Source organism: Christiangramia lutea (assembly GCF_022489035.1).
In the GTDB taxonomy this organism is placed as follows: Bacteria; Bacteroidota; Bacteroidia; order Flavobacteriales; family Flavobacteriaceae; genus Christiangramia; species Christiangramia lutea.
In genome coordinates this window covers 837,723-858,606 of record NZ_JAKVTV010000001.1, presented here as the reverse complement: position 1 = coordinate 858,606, position 20,884 = coordinate 837,723, and the positions used below count along the sequence as shown (strand labels likewise).

The window sequence follows — 20,884 nt, the reverse complement described above, 5'->3', positions numbered from 1 at the left end:
GTGTTCTAATTTAAAATCCGCGGCCAATTCCCAGGGAAAGATTCCAGGTGTTATAGGCATCGAATTTTATATCATGGCCTATGTTCACGAAAATTTCCCATTTTTCGTGAATTTCCCAGTGGGGCTCCACTCCAAACCTTACCAGCCCAAAGCTTTCGCTGGTTTCATATTCTACTCCTCCCCCAGCCACCAGGCTTAGCCATTCTATTGGCTGAAAGGACAGCGCACCAACAAGCGCGATAGGATTTTCTCTTTCGATCACAGATTCTGAACCATGTTCATGTTCTACCTCGAAGGTTTCGATGATCATATCGCTGTGCAGTCCAATGGCCCATTTTTCGGTAAACCAGAAATTATAATCCAGCATCCACGAAGGTAAGACCAGCCATTGTTTTTCGCCATTTTCCACCCCGGTGTTTATATGGGCATGACCAATCCCTAGTGAAATCACATGTTTGTGCCTGTGGTGCTCCTCGTGTTGTTCTTGATGGTTTTCACCTTCCATTTCATGTTCTTCCTGGGCATTCCCCAAAAAGCCCATCAGGCTTATTGCCAGGAGCACTAAAATTGTTTTGTGCGCTTTCATACTTCAGTTGATTGGTTATTAAATTCTATCATTTTAGCTATAATAGCCGAAGACAAACTGAACGCATTCAAATCACCTTCGGCATTTTCAACTAATTAATCTCCAATTTTAACCTACAAACAAGATTAATCCTTATTGCCGGGCCTTGTTGATAAATTCATCAACCACATTCGACATATCAAAGGATTTTCCTCCCTGTACCGGCGGATATTCTGCCAAAGTTTGAAGGTGCTGACCCATCAATTCGCCCATTGGCTGAATGAGCCAGGAAACCTTTTGCATCAAATGTCCGTAAGCATCGGTACTATCGTAACTCTCGTAAGGATCCATCCGAATATTGAAAACCAGCGGCACCGTACGTGGAACTACGTTTGCATAATAATCTTCCTTGGTGGAGAAATGGAATTTCCACGGCCCCATACGCACCGCGGTAAGCTTACTTTCATAATAATAGAAAATATGGTTTCGTTCCGATTTATCTGAATTACCCAACCAGTAATCCAGGTTATTTACTCCATCGATATACTGTTTTTTTTCGTTCATCATCTTATCGGCTACATTATCTACTCCCGCTGCAGCTGCCAGTGTAGTGAACAGGTCCATATGGCTCTGGATACCATTCAATTGCTGGCCAGCCGGGATCTTGTCGGGCCATCTCACCATACATGGTACACGAACCCCACCTTCGTAAGTGGTCATTTTTTCTCCACGGAAAGGAGTAGTTCCTCCATGCGGCCAGGAAGCATGTTCGGGACCGTTATCTGTTGAATATAACACGATGGTATTCTCCAAAAGTCCCATTTCTTCCAGTTGATCCAAAACATAACCTATATCTGAGTCATGCTGAAGCATTCCTGCTCCATAATAATCTGCTTCACTGGTATATTTTTCTACTTTATTTAGCCATTCGTCTTCGATCCTGGTGTACAGGTGCATACGGCTGGTATTTAGCCATACGAAGAAAGGTTCATCCGCATCTTTAGAGCCTTCAATAAAATCAAGTGCTTTCGGGATCACTTCCTCGCGGTCAAAATTCTTCATTCGCTCCTGGGTAAGTGGCCCGGTATCCTCTAAACGCTGTTTTCCTACCGGTCCAAAACGAGGATCGGACGTATTATCAACTTTATCGGTGGCAAACGAATGTATCACTCCACGGGTACCAAATTTCTTTTCATATTCTTCCAGGGAACCGGAATAAGCTTTCCCAAAATTCTGATAATCCCTTTGCTCGGCCTCTTCCTGTGTATTCAGGTGGTACAGGTTTCCGAAGAACTCATCAAAACCATGTACAGTTGGCAAATGCTCGTTTCGATCTCCAAGGTGATTCTTTCCAAAATGCCCGGTACGATATCCGGCTGCCTTCAATACCGCTGCAAGGCTGGGCGATTCTTTCTGCAGGCCTAAAGCATCTCCGGGTTGTCCCACGGTGGTCATCCCCGATCGAATTGGGTACTGCCCGGTTATAAACGCAGCCCGTCCCGCCGTACAGGACGGCTGTGCATAATGATCGGTAAAAATAATTCCTTCTTCTCCTATGCGGTCTATGTTAGGTGTGGTATAGGCCATTGTACCATGTTCATAGGCACTAAGGTTTGTCCAGCCTATATCATCCCCCCATATCACCAGGATATTTGGTTTTTCCTGGGCAAAACCCAATACCCACCAACAGCAAAGGATAAGGCTTAAAAATGATTTCTTCATGGTCTTTCAATTTTAAAGGTTAATACAATTCTTAATGATACTGCTCTTTTTTTCCTGATATGGTTGCTTCCTATAGCTACATAAGATCAGGTTCATAGGATCAAAGGCGTAACAGTTTAAATTCATAGATGTAAAAGGCCAATTCAAAAAAAGCTTAAAATGGCCCGACAACATTAGGGATATTACCATCTTTAAATGGGGATTGTTAATGGCTGTGATATTCAGATTGGTTAGGCTATAAAACAAGCATTAATTTAGTAAAAAAACCACAAACAAACATTACAAGCTACTGTAATACAGATCGATACAGTAATTTCCACACATTAAAACATGCTTTTAACAATGATTTATCTAATTATTAGCCAACAGAAACCTTGAATTGAATAGAAAAAAGAGCTATTTTTTGATTACTAACAAAAAACCTGCAGTGATTTCACTACAGGTTTTAAATTTAAAATTCGTTTTATCCTATTTTGGGTTATACCAGATTGGAGAACTCACTCCTCGTTCCTGATGTACGAGTGGAACTTCATCCGGAAGGGTCAGATCATGTCTTACCTTATCGAATAATGTCCATCGAGGTGTTGGGATCTCCAGTACTCTTACGTAATAAAAGGCTGGTAATGAAGGATCGAAGTCAGGATCGGTCCAATAGGTTGTGAATTCAGTATCCCCAATATCGTTAGTATATTCTGCCGTTTCTAAATTTACTGTATTCCCCACTGCGGGTAGCTTACCATTATTATCAAGTTTACGATCCCCAGACCAGGCCACCTGATAGATCTTTTCCTGGGTCTCACCACTGGCATCTACCCAACCTTTAATCACCTGTAACCTATCCAGGTTTGCTCCTTCCGGATCTTTCATCGCCTGGATCAGGAAAGTTGGTGCTTTATCATTCATAGCAGCGCCAAGCATGGCGCCCATGGCTACACCTTTCTCATATCCATTTTTCGCCAGATCATTTTTATCTTCTTCGGTATAGTCAAACCCTCCAAAAAACCTGATCTTCATACGCGGACCGGTAGTGGAAAAAGTTTCCCTTCTATACATAGCTTCCCAGATATCTTCGCGAGTATTAGATTCTGCCCAGACTCCCATAACACCAGAAGCCGCCATTTCCCATCCCTTATACTGGTCGTTGTTCCCGTCAATAAGTGGGAAATTCCATCTCTCTTTATTGCTGGGTTCCACGGTTTTGAACTTTCCATAGAATTCATCTTCCTCTAGGGAGGATATTCCCGTATGTGCATCTGTAGCGCTATTAGAGCCATACATAAATGGATTAACTCCCAGCTCCTGTTGGATCCTCATTCCAGATTTAAGCCCTTCACGCCAGTATTCGTATTTCCAGGCTTCCTTTGATTTTTTTGGCTTCAGCACCAGGTTGCCACGATCCCAGAGTTCATAATCGGCGAATTCGTCTTCCGGAGAAAGAAAAGGATGCGCTTCGCTCTGGCCTTTATATTGAAATAATTCCATGAGTCTTTCGTATTTCTGCCTCATTTCGGCCCATTCACTGGTCATAGGTGAACCATCAAATTGCTGCTCTTCATACATCCGGCCATTAGACATATTCCCATTATGCGGAATGGCCAGCAGTTTGTCGCCTGTCTGCGCTTCATAATTTGCCATCCATTCCCAAAGTTTCTTTGGATCTTCAGTCTCAAAGGTTGTAAGTGGTAAGATATCACGGGCCTGGTCGCCACCTTCCTTATAGATGATATTCCTGTGAAGATTATCGCCACCACCGGCATTAACCGTCCATTCGTAAGCAGTAAAAGTGGTGAAATTACCGGGTTTGTAGAATTCTTCAGCCGCATCGATCGTCTTGTTCCAGGCCGTTTTCATCCATTTGGGGTCCATTACCTGTTTTGGCAATTTTCCAGTTGATTGGAGATTGATCACTTCACTTTTGGCATCGGCAGCGGCTTGTTCGCTACCTGAGGCGAAAGCCTTGTTCCACCTTTGCAGGACCTCACTTTCCATCATTTCAGCATTTCCATCAATCACTTCATTGATGGTTCCCATTCCGTCGGAATGATCAGTGATCATAAACCAGTCATAGGGTCTTGATATTTGTGTTTTTATTCCAGAATTTGAAGTGACTTCTTCACCTGTGGCATATCTATAAGCATCGGTTGGAGTAAGCGTAGCTCCATCAAGGCCGGCATCAAATGACCAGCCGGTGTGTACATGAGTGTCTCCAAAATAGGCTTCCTTAAGCTCATTTCTTTCTATCTGCTCACGATCTGCACGGGTTGAAGAAGATTCATTTTCGGTTTTTTCCTTTTTTTCATCTCCGCAGCTCCAGAAGAGACAAATGCATAACAGTATCCCAAGTAATTTTATAGCATTTTTCATAATTGGTAGTTTTTAATACACAAAACCTTTTGGTTAAAAATTTTTCCAATGGCGAGCGTTAAGATACTAAAAAACTGTATATGAGTAAAATAGAAAAATAATTAGCCTGTAGTTGGTTATATAACAGGCTTATTTTATAAAATTTCATGTCTTATTCCAGGTTATACCAGATTGGTGAACTATATACCCGCTCCTGAATAGTGGCAGGATGATTGGTTTCCTTCACATCGATTCCCAATTCTATAGCGTCCAATAATGAATACCTTGGCGTTGGAATTTCCAATACCCTAACGTAGTAAAATGCGCTCTGGCTGGCATCAAATTCAGGATCGGTCCACAAGGTTGAGAGTTCTGAGGCTCCAATGCTGTTAGTATATTTCCCGGTTTTCAGATCTACGGTATTTCCAACTTTTTCGCTGCCATCGGTTCGGTCTCCGGAAAGGGCTACATCAAATACCTTTTCTTTAGCTTTTCCATCGGTACCCAGCCAGCCTTTGATCACCTGAATTCGGTCAAGGTTTGCGCCATCTGGATCTTTCATCGCGGCGATCATAAAACTCGGAGCCTTGCCATTGGTATTCCGAAGATCTCCACCCATGGGCACGCCTTTGTCATAGCCTGTTTGAACCATATTTTCATCCTCGAGATCATTTTTAGAATAATCAAATCCTCCAAAGAATCGCAAGGTGATCCTTGGGCCGGTAGTTGCATAGACCTCTCTTCTTTTAAAAGCGTCTACCAGACTTTTGCGGGTATTCGATTCGGCCCAAACACCAACCCAACCAGCAGCACCCATGTCCCATCCTTTTGAAGAACCTATCCCGGTTGGATGTGATCGTTGTTCTGGTTTGGCGTCATGCTGACCTTTACCGGCAAAATTGGTCTCCTCTATGGCACTCATCCCGGTATGAGAATCACTACTCCCAATCAGTCCTACTTTATAAGGGTTCGTTCCTATTTTTTTTTCGAGTTCCAGACCTCTCATTAAACCGGTTCTAACGTAATCTGCAACAGTAGGGTCTGGTCTGGTTCCGTCGGGAGTTAATGCAAAATCATAGGTTTCAAAATCGGCAAATTCATCATTCGGCGAAAGTGCGGGGTGGGTTTCAGAATCTCCTTTTATCTGGGTGACCTCTATGTTCTTTTCCCATTTCATTCGTTGTTTGGCATAGGCCTCATCTACCGGTTGCCCGTTCAGGCGAACTTCAGGAAACATAAGCCCGATACTAATATTTGGATTATGTGGAATTGCAACGAAACTTGCTCCAGTTTTGTTACTAGTCTGGTCCAGCCAGTCCCAAAGATCTTCCGGATCATCACTGCTTAATGCACTGTATGGAATGAACTGCTTAGCTACATTTTCATCTTCAGGCATAAATATTACCCGGTGAAGATTGGCACCACTGTTATTCGAGGACCATTCCCATCCTATAAGAGTAGTAAATGTTCCTGGATCGTTAAATTTCTGGGTGGTTTCAAGATAATTGTTCCAGGCTGTTTTTCTTTTATCACCTCCAAAATCACTAATAAGATCTTTTGAAGTTAAATTTGCCTCATTTGGCTGGTCAAAGGCAGCATAATTAAGAATGTCATAGATCTTCTGCATTCCTTCTTCCTTGGGTTCCGGAGCAATTTCCAGGAATTTTTCTGCAGTTTTGGTATCGGCGAAACCAGGAACCCCATCATACATGAGAGCAATAGAGCCTAATAATTCGGCATGGTCTGCGATTACCATAAAATCCAATGGTTTGGTTAATTTCATGGTTTCACCGGTGGTAGGGCTTTCTACCGCTTCACCCCTGGCAAAACGAAACGCGGTCTCTGGAGTGGAATTGGGTGTTCCGAATAAATAAACATCAAAAGAATTTCCCGTATGCTGGTGGGTATCCCCCCAGTATACATCTTTTAAAGGATTAGACTTGATTTCCTCTGTTTCAGCTACATTAATTTCCGCAATGTCCTCCTGATCTTCTTTTTTTTCATCTCCGCAGCTCCAGAAGAGACAAAGGCTTAATAGTATCCCAGTTGATTTTAAAACATTTTTCATAGTTGGTAGTTTTTTATTTTCACAGAAATTATCATTTGAAAAAAGTGAACATTAAAATACGAAAAAACTCATATTTTACTCTCTTAAAAAACTGTATTTCATTTGTTTAGCATTCATAATTATATCCAATAGTGAATATTAGTCATGGAAATTAGCGGCCAGCAGATGACAAAATCCTTTAAAATTTAACCGAGGATCTCAGGCCCAGAAAAACTGCTGTATCACTGTCTTCGATAATCGGTTTAATTATTTGGACATCAGCACCTATGGAAAACCAAGGGGTCGCCCAATATTGATAAAAGGTCTCAATACCTATTTCATTTCGAAGCGGTATACCCACGGCTTCGGCTCTATCATCTATGATGCCGCTGAGTGAATAATCATAAAAAGCCAATCCCCAGGTATCCTGGGATCGGTTACTGATAAAACTGTTACCTCCAAGTCCTAAAAGAAGACTAAAATCTACAGGATTGGGATTCCCATCGGATAAAGCAACCTGCCCAAATATACCCCAGGATTTGTTTTCATCCAGCATTTGCAGTGGGTGATTAAAACTATAACTAGCGTAATAGCGATTCTTTTTGTCGGTAACCGGAATACCAGTTGGGGGATTAATATCTCCCAACGAATATAAATTGTCACCATCCTGGGAGCTATAGGCCAAACCAAGGGCATGATTTCCCTCTGAATTACCTATTTTTACTTTCCATCCGGGTGAAACCGACAGTACCACACCTTCATTAAAAGGATTGTCTAAACCAGATACCCCAACCACGCTAACAGGATCATAGACCATAAAAGTCCACTTTAGTTTTTCACCACTAATATTGGCGATGGTCCCAAAAATATAAGGTGGAGTAATTCCTGAAACAGGAGCAGCAAATCCCAAACTCCAGAATGCATCTAATCCTGCCCCACCACTGTAGGTTGTACCCGAAGCCAGATCTATCATATTTATCTTTCCAGCTAGGATTTGATTTCCAGGTTTCCAGCTGTATACCAAGTATACACTACTTATATCAAAACGTTCGCCATCCTCATATCCCGGAAAGGTAATGGCGGTATTCTTAGGTATTAACACCTGTCCTGTTCCAAAAAGAGTATTTCCAAAATTATATTCAGCTTTTGTGACCAGAGTCCAGCGACTTAGTCCTAGGCTTTTAGCATTAAATTTTAAATCTATCTGGGCTTTACCATTAAAAACTGATTTTTTATCCCCAGTGCCTGCCACAAAGTTCTGATTGAAGACAGTAAGCCGGGGATTGATGTATAATCCGTTTGATTCCAGGCTATCTCTGGTTCCATTCCAGTTTCCCAGCAGGTATTTTCTGTCTGCTTTATCTTGAGCCTGAAGATTGAGTCCCATGATGAAGACACAAATCAAGAAAGGAATTCTTATATGTGGTACATTAAACTTCATTCTTTTCGATAAACGCTTTTTCCTCCTTTTATGCTTTCTAGCACCTCAATTGTATGAATTTGCATAGGATCGATCTTCAATGGATTTTTATCCAGGATTACAAAATCGGCTATTTTACCTTCTTTAAAACTACCTTTGGTGTTCTCTTCAAAGTTTTGCTGTGCTCCCCAAATCGTCAAAGATTGAAGGGCTTCATAAGGCGTTATTCTTTGATCGGGACCTAAAATTTCCCCAGTGCGGGTTACGCGATTTACCGTAGCATCATATACCCGCATCGATTTTGGAAAAATTACGGGTGCATCATGGTGCGAGGTTAAATTTATTCCAGCATCTATCACATCTCTGCAAGGTGAAATGTAGCTGGCCCGTGGTTCTCCTAAGACCGATTCCCTGTGCCAATCACCCCAATAAAAGGTATGTGTGGGAAACAAGGAACAATACATACCTAGTTCCTTGACTTTAGGAATTTGATCTTTGCGCAAGGTTTGACCATGAATAATGGTAGATCGATGGTCTGAATAACCATACTTTGCTTCAGCATTTTCAACAGCCTTTAAATATTGGTCTATAGCGGCATCGCCATTAGTATGACAGATAATTTGCCATTGATTTTTAAAGGCCTGCTCCAGGTATTTCGTTGCTTTCTCATCATCCATGATGGGGAAACCCTTATAGCAACCTTCCTTTCCTGCCGGGTTAACATGATAGCATTCTGTTAACCAGGCCGTCTTACCTTGTGGGGAACCATCTAAGGTAAGTTTCACACCACCCACACGATAATGATTTTTATAGCTGCGATCTTTAGAATAATAGTTGCTATCCATAGAAAAACCAGGATCATCTATATCCGGAAATGAGATGATATCCAGGTAAAATTTACCCTGGCTGGCAGCTTCATTAAAGATCTTCATCTGGTCTGGAGTAGTACGTCCGTCCTGCACGGTTAAATACCCATTACTTGCATATTCATGCTGTGATTTTTCAATACATTTCATATTGAATTCTTTATCACCCTTGCCCAGTAAAGGAAACAATACTGCATAAAGCGCTTTTTCTTCTAGGACACCGTTGGGAGTACCATCGGGATTTCTTCTTAAATGACCACCTTCAGGATCCTTGGTGTCTTTGGTATAGCCCACAAGTTCCATGGCTTTGGTGTTGATGACTCCCAGATGTTCGGACTGATGAATTAATATTACTGGAAGTTCGCTGCTTATCTTATCCAGATCGGTAGCCTTAGGATGGTCTTTTTCTGTTAGTTGTGAATCATCATAACCATGCCCGATAATCCAGCCAAACTTGCTGACTATGAACTTTCCATCTTCAGAATTCATCCATTCATTAGTAGCGTCTAAAACACCCTGAACGCTGGCAGCCGGCCCATCGGGTGGCGGTAATAAATTTGCGACAACAGAAGCGAACCCGGTATTATAAAAATGGCCATGGCCATCGATAAATCCGGGAACCATAGTCTTGCCTTGAAGATCGATCTGGTTAGCTTTGGCGTAAGCAGAAACAGCATCAGCTTTGTTGCCAACAAATAGGATCCTACCATTCTGTTCAACCACCGCTTCGGCATAGATAGGCGCGTCACCTTCCATGGTGATAATGTCACCATTAAGATATATTGAAGTAGATGTATTTTCTGTTGGTTGAACCTGGGTCTGGGCTGTATTAAAATGAAGCATGCAGAACACCCACAATAGCCTAAAAAAATTTTTCATAGCCATTAAATTTTGATTAGAAGAAATCCTGACTTGGTTAGAATATTTTAAAATGGAAATTAAGATACAAAATATTTGGTCTAAAAAGTTGAATTTCAGTTTTATATATTTTTTTCAGTACCCAGAATGGTAAAAATTATAAGGTACATCTTGATGGTTACGATCAAAGCGAGATCTTATTGAACAATGGCAAAACCGAACGTAAAGAGTTCTTTTATTTTACTGAAACCACTTTGCACGGTATGCGCTATGGCGATTGGAAAGTACTTTTCAGAGACCAGGAAAAATGGTTCAGGTCTCCGCAACCGGAATTATCGACTCCGTATGTCATCAACCTTAAACTGGATCCCTTTGAAAGATTCATTGAATCCCGTGGTTATGATGAATGGGCTGAAAACCGAAGCTGGGTTCTGGGACAGGTAGGCGGACACCTTGCCGCATTCCTGGAGAGTTTTGAAGAATTTCCCCCGAGCCAGGAAAGCTTTTCGGCTCAGCTGGGTGATTTTAATTCTATGATCCAAAAGGCTGGCTCTAATTAAATATGCAGGCTGCCTAAAAAGCCATATTTCGTCATTCTGAACTTTTTCGGGTTCTTCTCATTTATAATTAGTTGAGATTCTGAAATAAATTCAGAATGACGAAATTCAAATCAATTAAAGCCACGTCAACCTGCCCGATACTACAGGACTTTCAGGTTCTCTCCATTCGGGTGTTCCGTGGAGATTCTGAAATAAATTCAGAATGACGAAATTCAAATCATAGGGTGCCGCGTCAACCTGTCCACATACTTAGAGAGTTTCAGGTTCTTGTGCTTTTCAGGTTTCACGTCAACCTGTCCCGATACTTCGGGAGTTTCAGGTTCTCTTTTTTTTACCGTAATCAAGTTGTAGAGATTCTGAAATAAATTCAGAATGACGATTTTCTAATTTTCAGACAGCAAATATTTTATTCAGAAATCTTTTGCAGACTCTGTAAATTCTTAAATACCACCTCCTGAAAATCCAGGTTTTCCGGCTGTCCGAAAAGCGGGTTTACCACAATCGAGGTCACGCCCATTTCCTCCAAGCCATCTTTCATAGCTTTGGAAGGCTCGTCTTCCCAGATCAGGTAGGTTTTCTGGCCTTTTTTAGCCAGGTGTTCTATTTCATGCTTTTTATCGTGGTTCCATTCATCTGAAGGCTCCCAGTGCAGGCTCTCACCTTTTAATCTGTAAGCATCCTGTAAATATTGATAAACCGGGTGGGAATAGATCAACTGAACTTTTTCAGGGTCTATCTCCAGGTCCTGATAATTTTGGTGCAATTCCGTAAGATTGTTCTTTAGCTGTTCGAAATTAGCCTGGAATTCCTCACTTTTTTCCGGTGCCGTGTTTTTAAGCGCTTCGTTCACTTTCTCAGCCTGGGCGATGGCCAGCTCAAGATCCAGCCAGGTAATGCTGGCCGTGCCTTCATGGGTATGTTCGCCACCTTCCCCGTGACTATGGGTAAATTTTTCGCCCAGCGGAAGCATTTTATCTTCCAGGCCTGCCGTGGAATTTACCATATCCTCATCATTAAGCGAAACATTGGTCAGCCATTTTTCGAAAGTGGCACCATTCAACAGGATTAGATCGGCTTCCTGCATTTCCACGATCTGTTCTGCCCCTGGAACCCAACCGGAAGGATCGGTTTCTTCTGAAGCAGGAAATTTAAGATCTATGGCTTCCCCGCCAATTTTATCAGCAAAATAATAAAGCGGGTAGTTGCTTACATAAACTACAGGTTGTTCTTCCGGCTGTTTAGATTCTTCCTGCGGACTTTCCTTTTCTTTATCCTTACAGGAAACAAGGCAGATCAAAAATGCTAAAATTAGACTGGTCTTTTTCATGAGATTAGTTTTTCTATTAGTGGGATTCCGTAGTTCCCCATGGTTAAAGTTAAGATTCCTGATAAAATGATGGCTAAAATTAGCACAATTCCAATTTCAATTCCCAGCACGCTGCTTACAAAATTACGGGAAGCGCCAATATGTTTCATGGTAGTGATCTCAGCTTTTCTAAGTTTGATGGAAAGTGCAAACACAAAGGCCAGGATCGCCAGGCAGGCAATGCCAATAATCACTCCGGCCAGAATTAGAAGATCCCTGATAGAGATCATGGTGTCTACCAGCTCTGAGATCACTTCCTCCGGGACCAGCATCTGCACTGAATTCTGGTTATTTTCGTAACGTCCACGCAGCATCAAAGCCGATTTACGATCGTTGGGTACCACGATAATGGCGTTCACAGGATAATCTCCCGGATCGTCGTGAAAATGAAAAGAATTGATATTTTCCGGAGTGATTTCTGTATAAGATAGTACTGCGGGACTGGCTACAGCTCGGTTTTCATTTTTATTGAGCAGTAAGGTGTCATTTACTACCTGTTGCAGATCCTGGTGACCGTGAGCTTTTCCTGAAATAACCCAAGTGGTCTTGATATCGGTAAACACAGCTTCATCATCGGGGGTACCGGTCTCTTCTAAAATACCAACCACGGTCATTTTAAGAGGAAAACTGCCAGCCACATCAAAAGCTCCTGAAGGCGATGAGATCACCGAACCTCCAACTTCAGCGTTCAGCTTTTTTGCGGTATTTACACCCAGGACGCATTCGCCTAAAATGGCCATTTTTCTGCCTTCTTTTAATTCCAGATTTCTGAATTCAAAATATGCTGAAGTAGTACCTACAATAGGTTGTTCCTTTACCTGGTATTCGATATTCAGCGGGATAGGAATGCCCAAATCCTGTTCTTTAATACTTTCAACTTCACGGAATTCAACGGCATCATTCTTCGGTTTATTGAAATAGAGCGCGCTCAGGCTTAATTCGGTTTCGCTGCCTTTTGCACCAACAATTAATGGTGTTTTTTCTGCCCTGTCCATCAAATCTTCCGAACCTTTATTCACCAGGTAATTCAATCCCAGCGGGATAAAAACGACCAAAGCGATGGAAAGTATGAGTAGCAGGGTTTTACCCCAATGAAATTGAAGGTATCGCCAGGCTATGTAAAAACTGTTATTCATGCCTGCGAGGATCTTTATAATTTGAAAATTCCAGGATGTCCTGTACCCGGTCGAACCTGTTCAAAATTTCTTGATCGTGCGTGACCATTACCAAAGCAGTTTTGTTCTCACCGCAGTAGGAAGCTATAATGTCCAGAATATGATCCCGGTTCACCGGGTCCAGGTTGGCGGTTGGTTCGTCACAGATAAGTAGCTCCGGTTGAGTGATCAAAGCCCTGGCAACAGAAACCCGCTGACGTTCCCCTTGCGAAAGATTGGCCGGAAATCGTTTCAGCTTATCTCCAAGTCCCATAGAAGTAGCCAGGGTTCTTGCCCTTTCTCTGGTTTCGGCTTCCAGGCTTAAAATTGGATTGATCCTGAATGGAAGCAGGATGTTATCCACCACATTCAAATATTCCAGTAACTCGAACTGCTGAAAGATAAGTCCCATCTTCACTAGCCTGAGGTCTTTCATGTCCTGTGAACTTAGTTTGTTCAATTCTATATCTCCCATCCGGATACTCCCTGAATCTTGCTTAATGATTCCTGAAATTAGATTCAGCAAAGTCGTTTTTCCACAGCCGCTGGGCCCGGTAATACCCAGTTTTTCAGATTTGCCAACACTAAGTTTAGGGATATTTAATTTAAAAGAATCCCTGGAATAGGCAAAGCCCACCTGGTCCATCCTGATCACAGGTTCGAAGCCGCCATCACTTTCCGATCTTCGGAGGAGAGACTTATTTTTGAGATCTTCCATTGATTATCTATAGATTTTAAGGCAACGGTGCCGGTATATGAATTCTTGCGGTAATGTATATGTTTTAGATGTCTTACCCGAGCTGTAACGGTCCATTTTACGGGATATTCAAAAATATCAGAGTCGGTTTTTTGTGCCGGGTCTCCGAGCTCATTTAATTTTACCTCTTCAACGCTAACTTCTGCACCTTCTCTCAATCCCATGCTCAGCCTGCGTCGGCTATCGAGGTAAACATTGTCCAGCAGTTCAGCATCTACATTTTGGCTAAGCGCTTCGAAAAGTTTCTCCTCATCTTCTTCATTAAAGGCGGTATAGGTATTGGATAATACATTTTCCATAACGAGCTTCATCCCTTGCTTATCAAGCTTTTGTGCTTCATACCAGGGATTTTTTATGCCAAAATGAAATGGCAGAAGAATTAGGGCCAGTACCAGTAGACTTATGCTAAGCAATGGTTTCCGGGTTTCCAGATTCATTTGCTTGTGAATTCTTCGGTTTCTAGGCCAGGCAATAATGGTAAATATCAATAATATAAGGCTTAGAATAGGCACTGGAAGAATTCCATTCACATATTCTGAAGCCAAACTATCGAAATATTCCTCCAAAAATAGGTTTCCGAAAAACATCAATCCGAAACTCAGAAGCAAGAGTCCCCAAACTCTATGATACATTTTACTAGTTGACCTTTTAGGCAGAATTCCTGCTATCATCCCAATCAGAAATATTGCCATGGCGAGATAGCCAATAGATCTGGCCAGTGGAAAAGACAAATTATCGTTTGCATAACTTCCAAGGATATTTCCGGCCAATACGGCTCCAATAGTGATATTTACCAGAAAAAATATTCGGGGTGTTACCGGTTTCAATAAATTGAAAACAAGGCTTAACAAGATCAGGCCAAGTAACATAATCTCAGCATACGGAATGGAAAATCCATTCATTAAAAGGATCAGACCGAAGACTGAAAAAATAGCGAAACTAAATCCGGAAGCCAATAAGTTTCGCCTCGAAATGAGAAGGGGAATAAGCAAGATAAATAAAAGACTTATGCCCGGTATTTGCGGCAACATGGAAGTTGTTCGCCAGAACAGACTGAGCTCAAAAATTAAAAGACCTAAGCTCAGTGAGCCTATAATGATAGAAAGCGCAGGCAAAAACTTTTTATAAACCTTAAAATATTTCAGGATATTTTTTAGTTGCGAAAAAAGTATGACTACCAGTAAAAGCCCTAGCGCGATACCAAGGCTAAAAAATATGGCAAAAACTAACTCTTCACCTGGAGTAAGTACCAAATCGATTTTTTCAATACTCAACAGATTCCCCAGGAATAGCCCGGGCACCAGGATCAAAAGTGATGAAAATTGGATATTTTGTAATCCAGAAGTTTTTAAGCCTAACAGCAAGAGTGCAATAAGAACGCTTACGGGGAACATCCAGCCGGGGATTTTTATCAGCTCGAAGTTTCCCAGGAAATAGCCGGTTAAAATGGATAGAAATAAGAACAGGTAGTATTTTTTCCTGTTTTTAACCTTCAGTAAAAAAATGAGTCCGAATACCAGCAAATAAAAATAGTGCTGTAAAAGCATGGTTCTTGCACCCTTGAAAGTTCCGGTTTTTAATAATTCTAAGAAACCTGGTGGATATGGCACTTCAAAATAGGCCATGGAGGGACTCAATTTCTTATTAAAACTTCTGCCATCCAATAAATTGATCACCAGTAAAATTTCTACCTGGCTTCCCTGCAGGCCTTCGATACCAATTTGCTTTCCATAGAACGGTTCTTCATTACAGGAAATTTTCCAGCTAAGATTTTTGGAATAAGCCGTACCGGTAATTTTCGGTTCACTTAGATTATTACAGGTCCCAGGCAAAATGGGACTGGCTTTGATCACCTTTCCATTTATTACCGGTAGGGTAAAGAAAACGTTAAAAACCCCGGGTTCGGTTTCGGTGAGTTCCAGCCTGGCCGGATAAACGATATCAGCTCTGAAATCTGCTGGTTTTAGCAGGCAGATCCCCAGTAGAACAAGAAAAATGAACTTTTTGAAAGAATTATTCATTCATCAGGTCTTTAGCCATACCCTCGTAGACAACATCATATTGCTGCCTTAATTCTGTATAAAACTGCTCCTTGGCAGCCTGCGCCTCTTCGTACTGAAGTTCGGTAATGATATTTTCACGTACCACCTCCAAAGGCAAAGTTTCCGAGGTTGTTATTTTAGTTATATAAACCAGGTGCCAGCCAAAACCTGACTTTACCGGGCCTTCCCAGGTCTGCAATCTCATGCCTTCGAGCGAACTTTCAAAATTTGTTCCAAGGGCCCTTACTATAGTGTAATCATCGGCCTCTTTAAAATCCTTTTGAAGCATACCCTTTTTTCCTGGAAGGTTTTCGGAATTGGGCGGAATATTTTGAGAGTTCAGTCTTTCGGCGATCTTTTTAATTTCTTCCTCTTCCCTGCTGCCGTCAAAATTAATCTGGGTGAACGTATATTCTGGTGAACTGAAGAACTTATCTTTTCTAAGATCATAATAGGCTTTGATGGCCTCTTCAGAAACCGATTTTTCCTGAGCCTGAGATTCAGCCATCATATTCATTTGCATGATCAATCCTCTTCGAACCATGGCATTGTTCTTATCCAGATTCTGATTGAGGGCTTCGCGATACAGGATCTCTTCGCGAACGTGATTGGCAAGCAAACCATTTAATTCCTCTTCGGTAGGCATACGGTTCCAGGTACGATTCCAGCTGGCAATAAGCTGGGCCACCTCGGCGTTACCAATCAACACCTTTTTGTCCTCTGCACCGGGGGTTTTAGGCCCGAAAACGATTAACAGAATTGCGGCCAGGGAAATACCCATAAGCAGGATCTGAAACCAGGGCTTTTTTAGAAGGGCAGACATATAATAGCTTTATATTAACGATTCAAGGATTTGTATTCCAACAGCAGTGAAGCGAAATTCAAAAAAAGATACACTTTTTTTGATTATACCCATAGCGAATAAAATGAAAATGGAGCAAAAAAAAAACCGCCTGCTCAACAGAAACGGTGTTTTTCCAGAATGGTTAATAAATAAACTTAATCCAATTCTCCTTCTTTGGCTGCCGCTACCATGTCATCATTGGCGTAAATACCTAACTCCACTCTGCGATTCTTGGCGCGGTCTGCTTCCGTATTTTCATATTTAGGCTGAGTCTCACCATACCATTTGGTGGTTAATCTTGACGAGCTCACTCCCTGGCTTACTAAATAATCGGCAACGGCCTGGGCTCGCTTTTTGGAAAGTTCCATATTGTAAGCTTCTTCCCCGGTATCATCAGTATGGCCTTCAATTAGGATGTTCGTATCATCATATTTCTGGAATACGCCAGCAACACTTTTTAGCTCATCTTTATAAGACTGACTAATTTCTGCGGAATTGATCTGGAAGGCCAGGCTGGAATCGAAGGTCATATTTATACCTTCCCCAACTCGGGTAACATCGGCAGTAGGGACGGCCTGCTCCAGTTCTTTGGCCTGATCGTCCATGTGTTTTCCTATAAGGTTACCTGCGGCACCTCCAATAGCAGCTCCTGCCAGAACACCCCACACGCTACCTTTGGAAACGGCTGCTCCTAAAAGGGCTCCACCGGCTGCTCCGGCAGCGGTTCCTTTTTGTTGTTTATTCCAGGAGCCACAGCCAAGGCAAAGGCTTACAACTAATAATAATGTGATCGTCTTTTTCATAATATCTAAGTTTTAATTGCATACCAAGGCGGCGAACATATCCTTATTCATATCCCGCCAGCCCATTTCCAGAGCCTTATTGAGATCTGTACACAGGTCTTCTTTCTCCTGAGCAGTCATTTTCGCTTTTAATTCCTGGGCATTATTGGTTCCATATTTATTATCCATTTTCTTTAGCCAGGCTTCACTTCTTATCTTATACATCTCCATATCGTTCTTTCCAGCAGCCTGGGCTTCATCGTAAGCCATGAATGCATTGTCATAATCTTCAAAATTCACGTAGATGTCTCCTTCCTGGATCATAATATCCGGGTTACCGGGATCCAGTTCCTTGGCTTTATCCAGATAAAAGAAGGCAGAGTCTGGTTGATTTAGTTGCCGGCTGTACAAGGCTCCCATAAGAGCATAATTAGATGCTCTTTGCTGAGTATTCTGATTCATCTCCGTTAGAGAAATGACCTCTCCCAAAGATTCTTTTGAAGCCTGAATATCTCCCTTTTTATTTTGAGCAACAGCTTTTTGAAACCATGCATTCAAACTTTTTCCTTTGGTGACGTCCAGGGCAAGATCTGCCTCGTTTATTGCCTTGTCATATTGTCCGAGGCCATTAAAAGCTTCGGCTTTGGCAACACTTCTTAATTCACGTGCGTCTTTGGTCTTACAATCATTAGAAAATTCATCAAGAAGGCTAAGTGCATCATTATAAGCTTCCTGGTCCAGAGAAGCCTGGGTTTTCTGGTAAATTTCCTGGCATTTCTTTCCCATGGTGAAGGTTTGTGCATGGACATTTTGAAGACAAAAAAAACTAAAGCATAAAATTATTTCACGTATTCTCATAACTGTAACATTATTGAACTCGATTACAGATCAAAATCATTAAAGAAGTTTCTCACAGAACTTTCACATAAGTAAAGGGGTAGGAATTTTATTATGATTATAAATTTAAAAATAAAAACAATATAAAACACTGAATAGCAGTTAAATAAAAATGTTTTAATCAGATTTTATAAATTGTTCAATGGAACGAGCTTCAATTTTCCAAATCCTAATTTTCCGTAAGAAAAGGCCAATTAAAATTTTGGGATTAAAAAGTGATTTGGCTTGTTTTAGATCCAATCACAGGGATTAGTTTTCAGGTTCATTTTTAAAGCTGAACATCTTCAGGTAGAACGTATAGCCTATTAAAAGCCCAATATTACTATACCTGGCATTTGTGATAGTAGTGGTGCCTTCTACCAGATCTACGTTGTTTGGGTCAAAGTTTCCAGTTTGTTCATAATTACCCGTATTTCCTGTACTGTACAATAATCCCAGGCTAAGACTGCTATTCTTATGGTCTATGGTAACACCTCCAGAGAAGTGGTAAATATCCCAGCTGCTGATCGTGGTCTTTATTCCTGTTCCTTCATTCAGCTGGTCATCAAAATAAGACATATCATTTCTACCGCTGAAAAGCAGGGAAATGGTCTCATTCAATTTATGTTCATACCCAACCGCAATATTCAAAACAGATTTTGCGGCAGCCCTGTTTCTCAGGAAAGCGTCACTTTGTAGCTGCGGAGCAAGTTCAGCAGGCCGTACAAAAGAACCCGGTGTAGGTTCCATGATATTGTAAATGTCTATTCCGGAAAAATACTGCACAGCTATTCCAGCGCTGGACCTGCCTTTTTCATAATTCGTTCCCAGAGCAACTGAGAAAGGAGATTTAAATTTAGATTTTAATTCTGCCTGCCGGGCTGTTGCCACACCGCTAACACGTTCATTATCATCGTTAAGGTATATATTCCTTAGGGCAATGTTCGAGGCGAGGGTGCCATTACCAAAAAGGTTAAGGGAAGGAGTAGTTACAGTGAGGCCGGAGCTCCAGTTTCCTTTGCGATAAACTGCTCCAAGTTTAGCCGCATACCTAACATTATAGTATTCCACATTCTGATTCTGGTTGGCACCAACGAGAGTCCGCTCCTCATCATTCATAAAAACATAGGTAGAAAAGTTTCGTTGATAAGAATGTGAACGAACAGTAAAAAGGTTGCTGAACCCTATAGACCAGTTTTCATTTAATTTCCGGCCCAGGCCTATAGCGAAAATTAATTCCGATGTTTTGGTAGTTACTCCGGCCTCGGCAACGAATTCTTCCAGGCCAGTACTTTCATCAGCCGGAATAAGGTCTTCGTTTCCTTCAAGCCTGGCTATACCCTTAAAACTAAAATCTACCGGGGTGATAAAGGCATAACCTATTTTCCATTTCTGTTCTTTAGTATTTATCATTCCTCCAGCGAGCAATGGAACAGAACCAACTTGTGCGCTTTCAAAATCGGCCTGCTGCCCCAAGGCGTTCTCTACCCGTATATTTCCTAATCTATATGCATTCGCATTTATAGATATGGACGAATTATCCAGTAATCCCAGAGCGCCTGGATTGTAATAGATCATCGTATTGTCATTGGTTCCTCCCAGGACTGCACCGGAAAGTAGGGCAGACCTTGTTCCAAATTGCTGGGACCAGTAGTGAGAGTCCTGCGCATTGATTATTCCTGAGAAATAGAAACTGATGAAAAATAGAATAATTGATCTTTTCATATCCCATTAATTTAGTTTTTCGTATTGGGGGTAGAAAAGTTTATTCTTTTAAAACACCGTCTTTTACCAGTTCTTTTATCATAGCTTCAGTATAATCTCTGGCAAAAGAGTCAATATTGGACGGATTGGTGGTTTTGGATTGGGCAGACCAGATAAGTTCCTCTGAACTGGCGTCGTACAAATTACTTTCCAGGAAATAGACCTTATCGGTTTTGTAATAGCCCGGATCATAGGTCATAGGATACATGGTGTTATAATAACTGTAGAAGTTGCCGTAATACCCTCCATAGGTCATTGGTCTGTAATACGTGGTACTTCCAGGCACATACCTGGTCTCAGATTCCTTATCTAAAAGCGTTACCGTAAAAATAGCATCAGCATTTTGAGCCTTTACTTTATCCAGAATCTCTGTTTTAGTTGGCTGATTATCTAAAGTGAAACTTTTGCTGAAAGTCTGCCCGCTGGTGCTAACCTCAATACCTCTTTCTCGCGCTGCAGATGCAAGGTTGTTCTCAACAGCATTCTGCACATTGGTATTTGGTGTAAGCGCAGCGATAAATACTTTTTTATAGGATTTGTCAGCGGGAATGTTTTCACTGGTCCATGCTCCAACGATTTGTGTATTAGTTCCACATGAAATTAAAAACAGGACGAATAGCACACTTAAAATTCTGGTTTTCATAGGTGTAAAATTTTTATCGATATTTAATAGTAGTTACAGGTCGGTGCCTTCAGGAATGTAGAATTCAGAGCTGCCGGCTATTAAATATAGTAATTTAAACCTTATAAGTGTTTGTTTAATAGGTGTTTGAGTGGTTTTTTGTGTTTATTAAATGAAAATTATAGATCTCATCCCTCATTTCTGCTAAGATCGAAGCCTATTGAAGGGGTTTATCACTTAAAATGTTAAATATCAGAATACTGCATTTTAAAATGTGCAGAGTCTTTCTCTAGCCT

The 20,884-nt window shown here is 41.4% G+C and carries 16 protein-coding genes; 1 reads left to right on the top strand and 15 read right to left on the bottom strand.

The window, feature by feature from the left end:
* Positions 1–10: 10 nt before the first annotated feature.
* The 6 genes from ML462_RS03875 to ML462_RS03850 form a co-directional block, all read right to left on the bottom strand.
* Positions 11–586: a hypothetical protein gene (locus ML462_RS03875; RefSeq protein ID WP_240712412.1), complete on the bottom strand. Its 576-nt coding sequence runs from the start codon at positions 584–586 to the stop codon at positions 11–13.
* Between the two features lie 132 nt (positions 587–718).
* The gene (locus ML462_RS03870; protein WP_240712411.1) at positions 719–2,287 is read right to left on the bottom strand and encodes an arylsulfatase; all 1,569 of its coding nucleotides are present in this window, start codon (positions 2,285–2,287) and stop codon (positions 719–721) included.
* A gap of 468 nt (positions 2,288–2,755) precedes the next feature.
* Entirely contained in the window at positions 2,756–4,651 is a 1,896-nt protein-coding gene (locus ML462_RS03865; protein ID WP_240712410.1) for a DUF3604 domain-containing protein, read from the bottom strand.
* 151 nt (positions 4,652–4,802) lie between these two features.
* Entirely contained in the window at positions 4,803–6,698 is a 1,896-nt protein-coding gene (locus ML462_RS03860) for a DUF3604 domain-containing protein (RefSeq protein ID WP_240712409.1), read from the bottom strand.
* A 178-nt stretch (positions 6,699–6,876) separates the two neighbouring features.
* Complete coding sequence (locus ML462_RS03855) at positions 6,877–8,118, bottom strand: carbohydrate porin (RefSeq protein ID WP_240712408.1); 1,242 nt, start codon at positions 8,116–8,118, stop codon at positions 6,877–6,879.
* The gene (locus ML462_RS03850; RefSeq protein WP_240712407.1) at positions 8,115–9,842 is read right to left on the bottom strand and encodes an amidohydrolase; all 1,728 of its coding nucleotides are present in this window, start codon (positions 9,840–9,842) and stop codon (positions 8,115–8,117) included. The genes ML462_RS03855 and ML462_RS03850 overlap by 4 nt, the downstream gene beginning before the upstream one ends.
* Before the next feature lie 179 nt (positions 9,843–10,021).
* Here ML462_RS03850 and ML462_RS03845 point away from each other — a divergent pair, with 179 nt between their 5' ends.
* The gene (locus ML462_RS03845) at positions 10,022–10,381 is read left to right on the top strand and encodes a hypothetical protein (protein ID WP_240712406.1); all 360 of its coding nucleotides are present in this window, start codon (positions 10,022–10,024) and stop codon (positions 10,379–10,381) included.
* Between the two features lie 406 nt (positions 10,382–10,787).
* Here ML462_RS03845 and ML462_RS03840 read toward each other — a convergent pair whose 3' ends face one another.
* From ML462_RS03840 to ML462_RS03800, 9 genes are all read right to left on the bottom strand, one after another.
* Positions 10,788–11,708, bottom strand: coding sequence for a metal ABC transporter substrate-binding protein (locus tag ML462_RS03840; protein WP_240712405.1), 921 nt, complete (start codon positions 11,706–11,708; stop codon positions 10,788–10,790).
* Entirely contained in the window at positions 11,705–12,883 is a 1,179-nt protein-coding gene (locus ML462_RS03835; protein ID WP_240712404.1) for an ABC transporter permease, read from the bottom strand. The genes ML462_RS03840 and ML462_RS03835 overlap by 4 nt, the downstream gene beginning before the upstream one ends.
* Positions 12,876–13,619, bottom strand: coding sequence for an ABC transporter ATP-binding protein (locus tag ML462_RS03830; protein WP_240712403.1), 744 nt, complete (start codon positions 13,617–13,619; stop codon positions 12,876–12,878). Before ML462_RS03830 ends, ML462_RS03835 begins: the two co-directional genes overlap by 8 nt.
* Positions 13,553–15,679 carry a hypothetical protein gene (locus ML462_RS03825; RefSeq protein ID WP_240712402.1) on the bottom strand — a complete coding sequence of 709 codons (2,127 nt, stop codon included), beginning with the start codon at positions 15,677–15,679 and terminating at the stop codon, positions 13,553–13,555. Before ML462_RS03825 ends, ML462_RS03830 begins: the two co-directional genes overlap by 67 nt.
* Positions 15,672–16,523, bottom strand: coding sequence for a peptidyl-prolyl cis-trans isomerase (locus ML462_RS03820; protein WP_240712401.1), 852 nt, complete (start codon positions 16,521–16,523; stop codon positions 15,672–15,674). Before ML462_RS03820 ends, ML462_RS03825 begins: the two co-directional genes overlap by 8 nt.
* A gap of 176 nt (positions 16,524–16,699) precedes the next feature.
* The gene (locus ML462_RS03815) at positions 16,700–17,347 is read right to left on the bottom strand and encodes a YiaD family glycine zipper/OmpA-like lipoprotein (protein WP_240712400.1); all 648 of its coding nucleotides are present in this window, start codon (positions 17,345–17,347) and stop codon (positions 16,700–16,702) included.
* Positions 17,348–17,359: 12 nt separating this feature from the next.
* Positions 17,360–18,112 carry a tetratricopeptide repeat protein gene (locus tag ML462_RS03810; protein ID WP_240712399.1) on the bottom strand — a complete coding sequence of 251 codons (753 nt, stop codon included), beginning with the start codon at positions 18,110–18,112 and terminating at the stop codon, positions 17,360–17,362.
* Between the two features lie 360 nt (positions 18,113–18,472).
* Positions 18,473–19,927, bottom strand: coding sequence for a hypothetical protein (locus ML462_RS03805; RefSeq protein ID WP_240712398.1), 1,455 nt, complete (start codon positions 19,925–19,927; stop codon positions 18,473–18,475).
* 40 nt (positions 19,928–19,967) lie between these two features.
* Positions 19,968–20,609: a hypothetical protein gene (locus tag ML462_RS03800; protein WP_240712397.1), complete on the bottom strand. Its 642-nt coding sequence runs from the start codon at positions 20,607–20,609 to the stop codon at positions 19,968–19,970.
* Positions 20,610–20,884: the final 275 nt, after the last annotated feature.

What these genes read in the sequence shown, in the direction of transcription:
- ML462_RS03875 (WP_240712412.1), bottom strand. Translation starts at nt 586, where the DNA reads ATGAAAGCGCACAAAACAATTTTAGTGCTCCTGGCAATAAGCCTGATG.
- ML462_RS03870 (WP_240712411.1), bottom strand. Translation starts at nt 2,287, where the DNA reads ATGAAGAAATCATTTTTAAGCCTTATCCTTTGCTGTTGGTGGGTATTG.
- ML462_RS03865 (WP_240712410.1), bottom strand. Translation starts at nt 4,651, where the DNA reads ATGAAAAATGCTATAAAATTACTTGGGATACTGTTATGCATTTGTCTC.
- ML462_RS03860 (WP_240712409.1), bottom strand. Translation starts at nt 6,698, where the DNA reads ATGAAAAATGTTTTAAAATCAACTGGGATACTATTAAGCCTTTGTCTC.
- ML462_RS03855 (WP_240712408.1), bottom strand. Translation starts at nt 8,118, where the DNA reads ATGAAGTTTAATGTACCACATATAAGAATTCCTTTCTTGATTTGTGTC.
- ML462_RS03850 (WP_240712407.1), bottom strand. Translation starts at nt 9,842, where the DNA reads ATGAAAAATTTTTTTAGGCTATTGTGGGTGTTCTGCATGCTTCATTTT.
- ML462_RS03840 (WP_240712405.1), bottom strand. Translation starts at nt 11,708, where the DNA reads ATGAAAAAGACCAGTCTAATTTTAGCATTTTTGATCTGCCTTGTTTCC.
- ML462_RS03835 (WP_240712404.1), bottom strand. Translation starts at nt 12,883, where the DNA reads ATGAATAACAGTTTTTACATAGCCTGGCGATACCTTCAATTTCATTGG.
- ML462_RS03830 (WP_240712403.1), bottom strand. Translation starts at nt 13,619, where the DNA reads ATGGAAGATCTCAAAAATAAGTCTCTCCTCCGAAGATCGGAAAGTGAT.
- ML462_RS03825 (WP_240712402.1), bottom strand. Translation starts at nt 15,679, where the DNA reads ATGAATAATTCTTTCAAAAAGTTCATTTTTCTTGTTCTACTGGGGATC.
- ML462_RS03820 (WP_240712401.1), bottom strand. Translation starts at nt 16,523, where the DNA reads ATGTCTGCCCTTCTAAAAAAGCCCTGGTTTCAGATCCTGCTTATGGGT.
- ML462_RS03815 (WP_240712400.1), bottom strand. Translation starts at nt 17,347, where the DNA reads ATGAAAAAGACGATCACATTATTATTAGTTGTAAGCCTTTGCCTTGGC.
- ML462_RS03810 (WP_240712399.1), bottom strand. Translation starts at nt 18,112, where the DNA reads ATGGGAAAGAAATGCCAGGAAATTTACCAGAAAACCCAGGCTTCTCTG.
- ML462_RS03805 (WP_240712398.1), bottom strand. Translation starts at nt 19,927, where the DNA reads ATGAAAAGATCAATTATTCTATTTTTCATCAGTTTCTATTTCTCAGGA.
- ML462_RS03800 (WP_240712397.1), bottom strand. Translation starts at nt 20,609, where the DNA reads ATGAAAACCAGAATTTTAAGTGTGCTATTCGTCCTGTTTTTAATTTCA.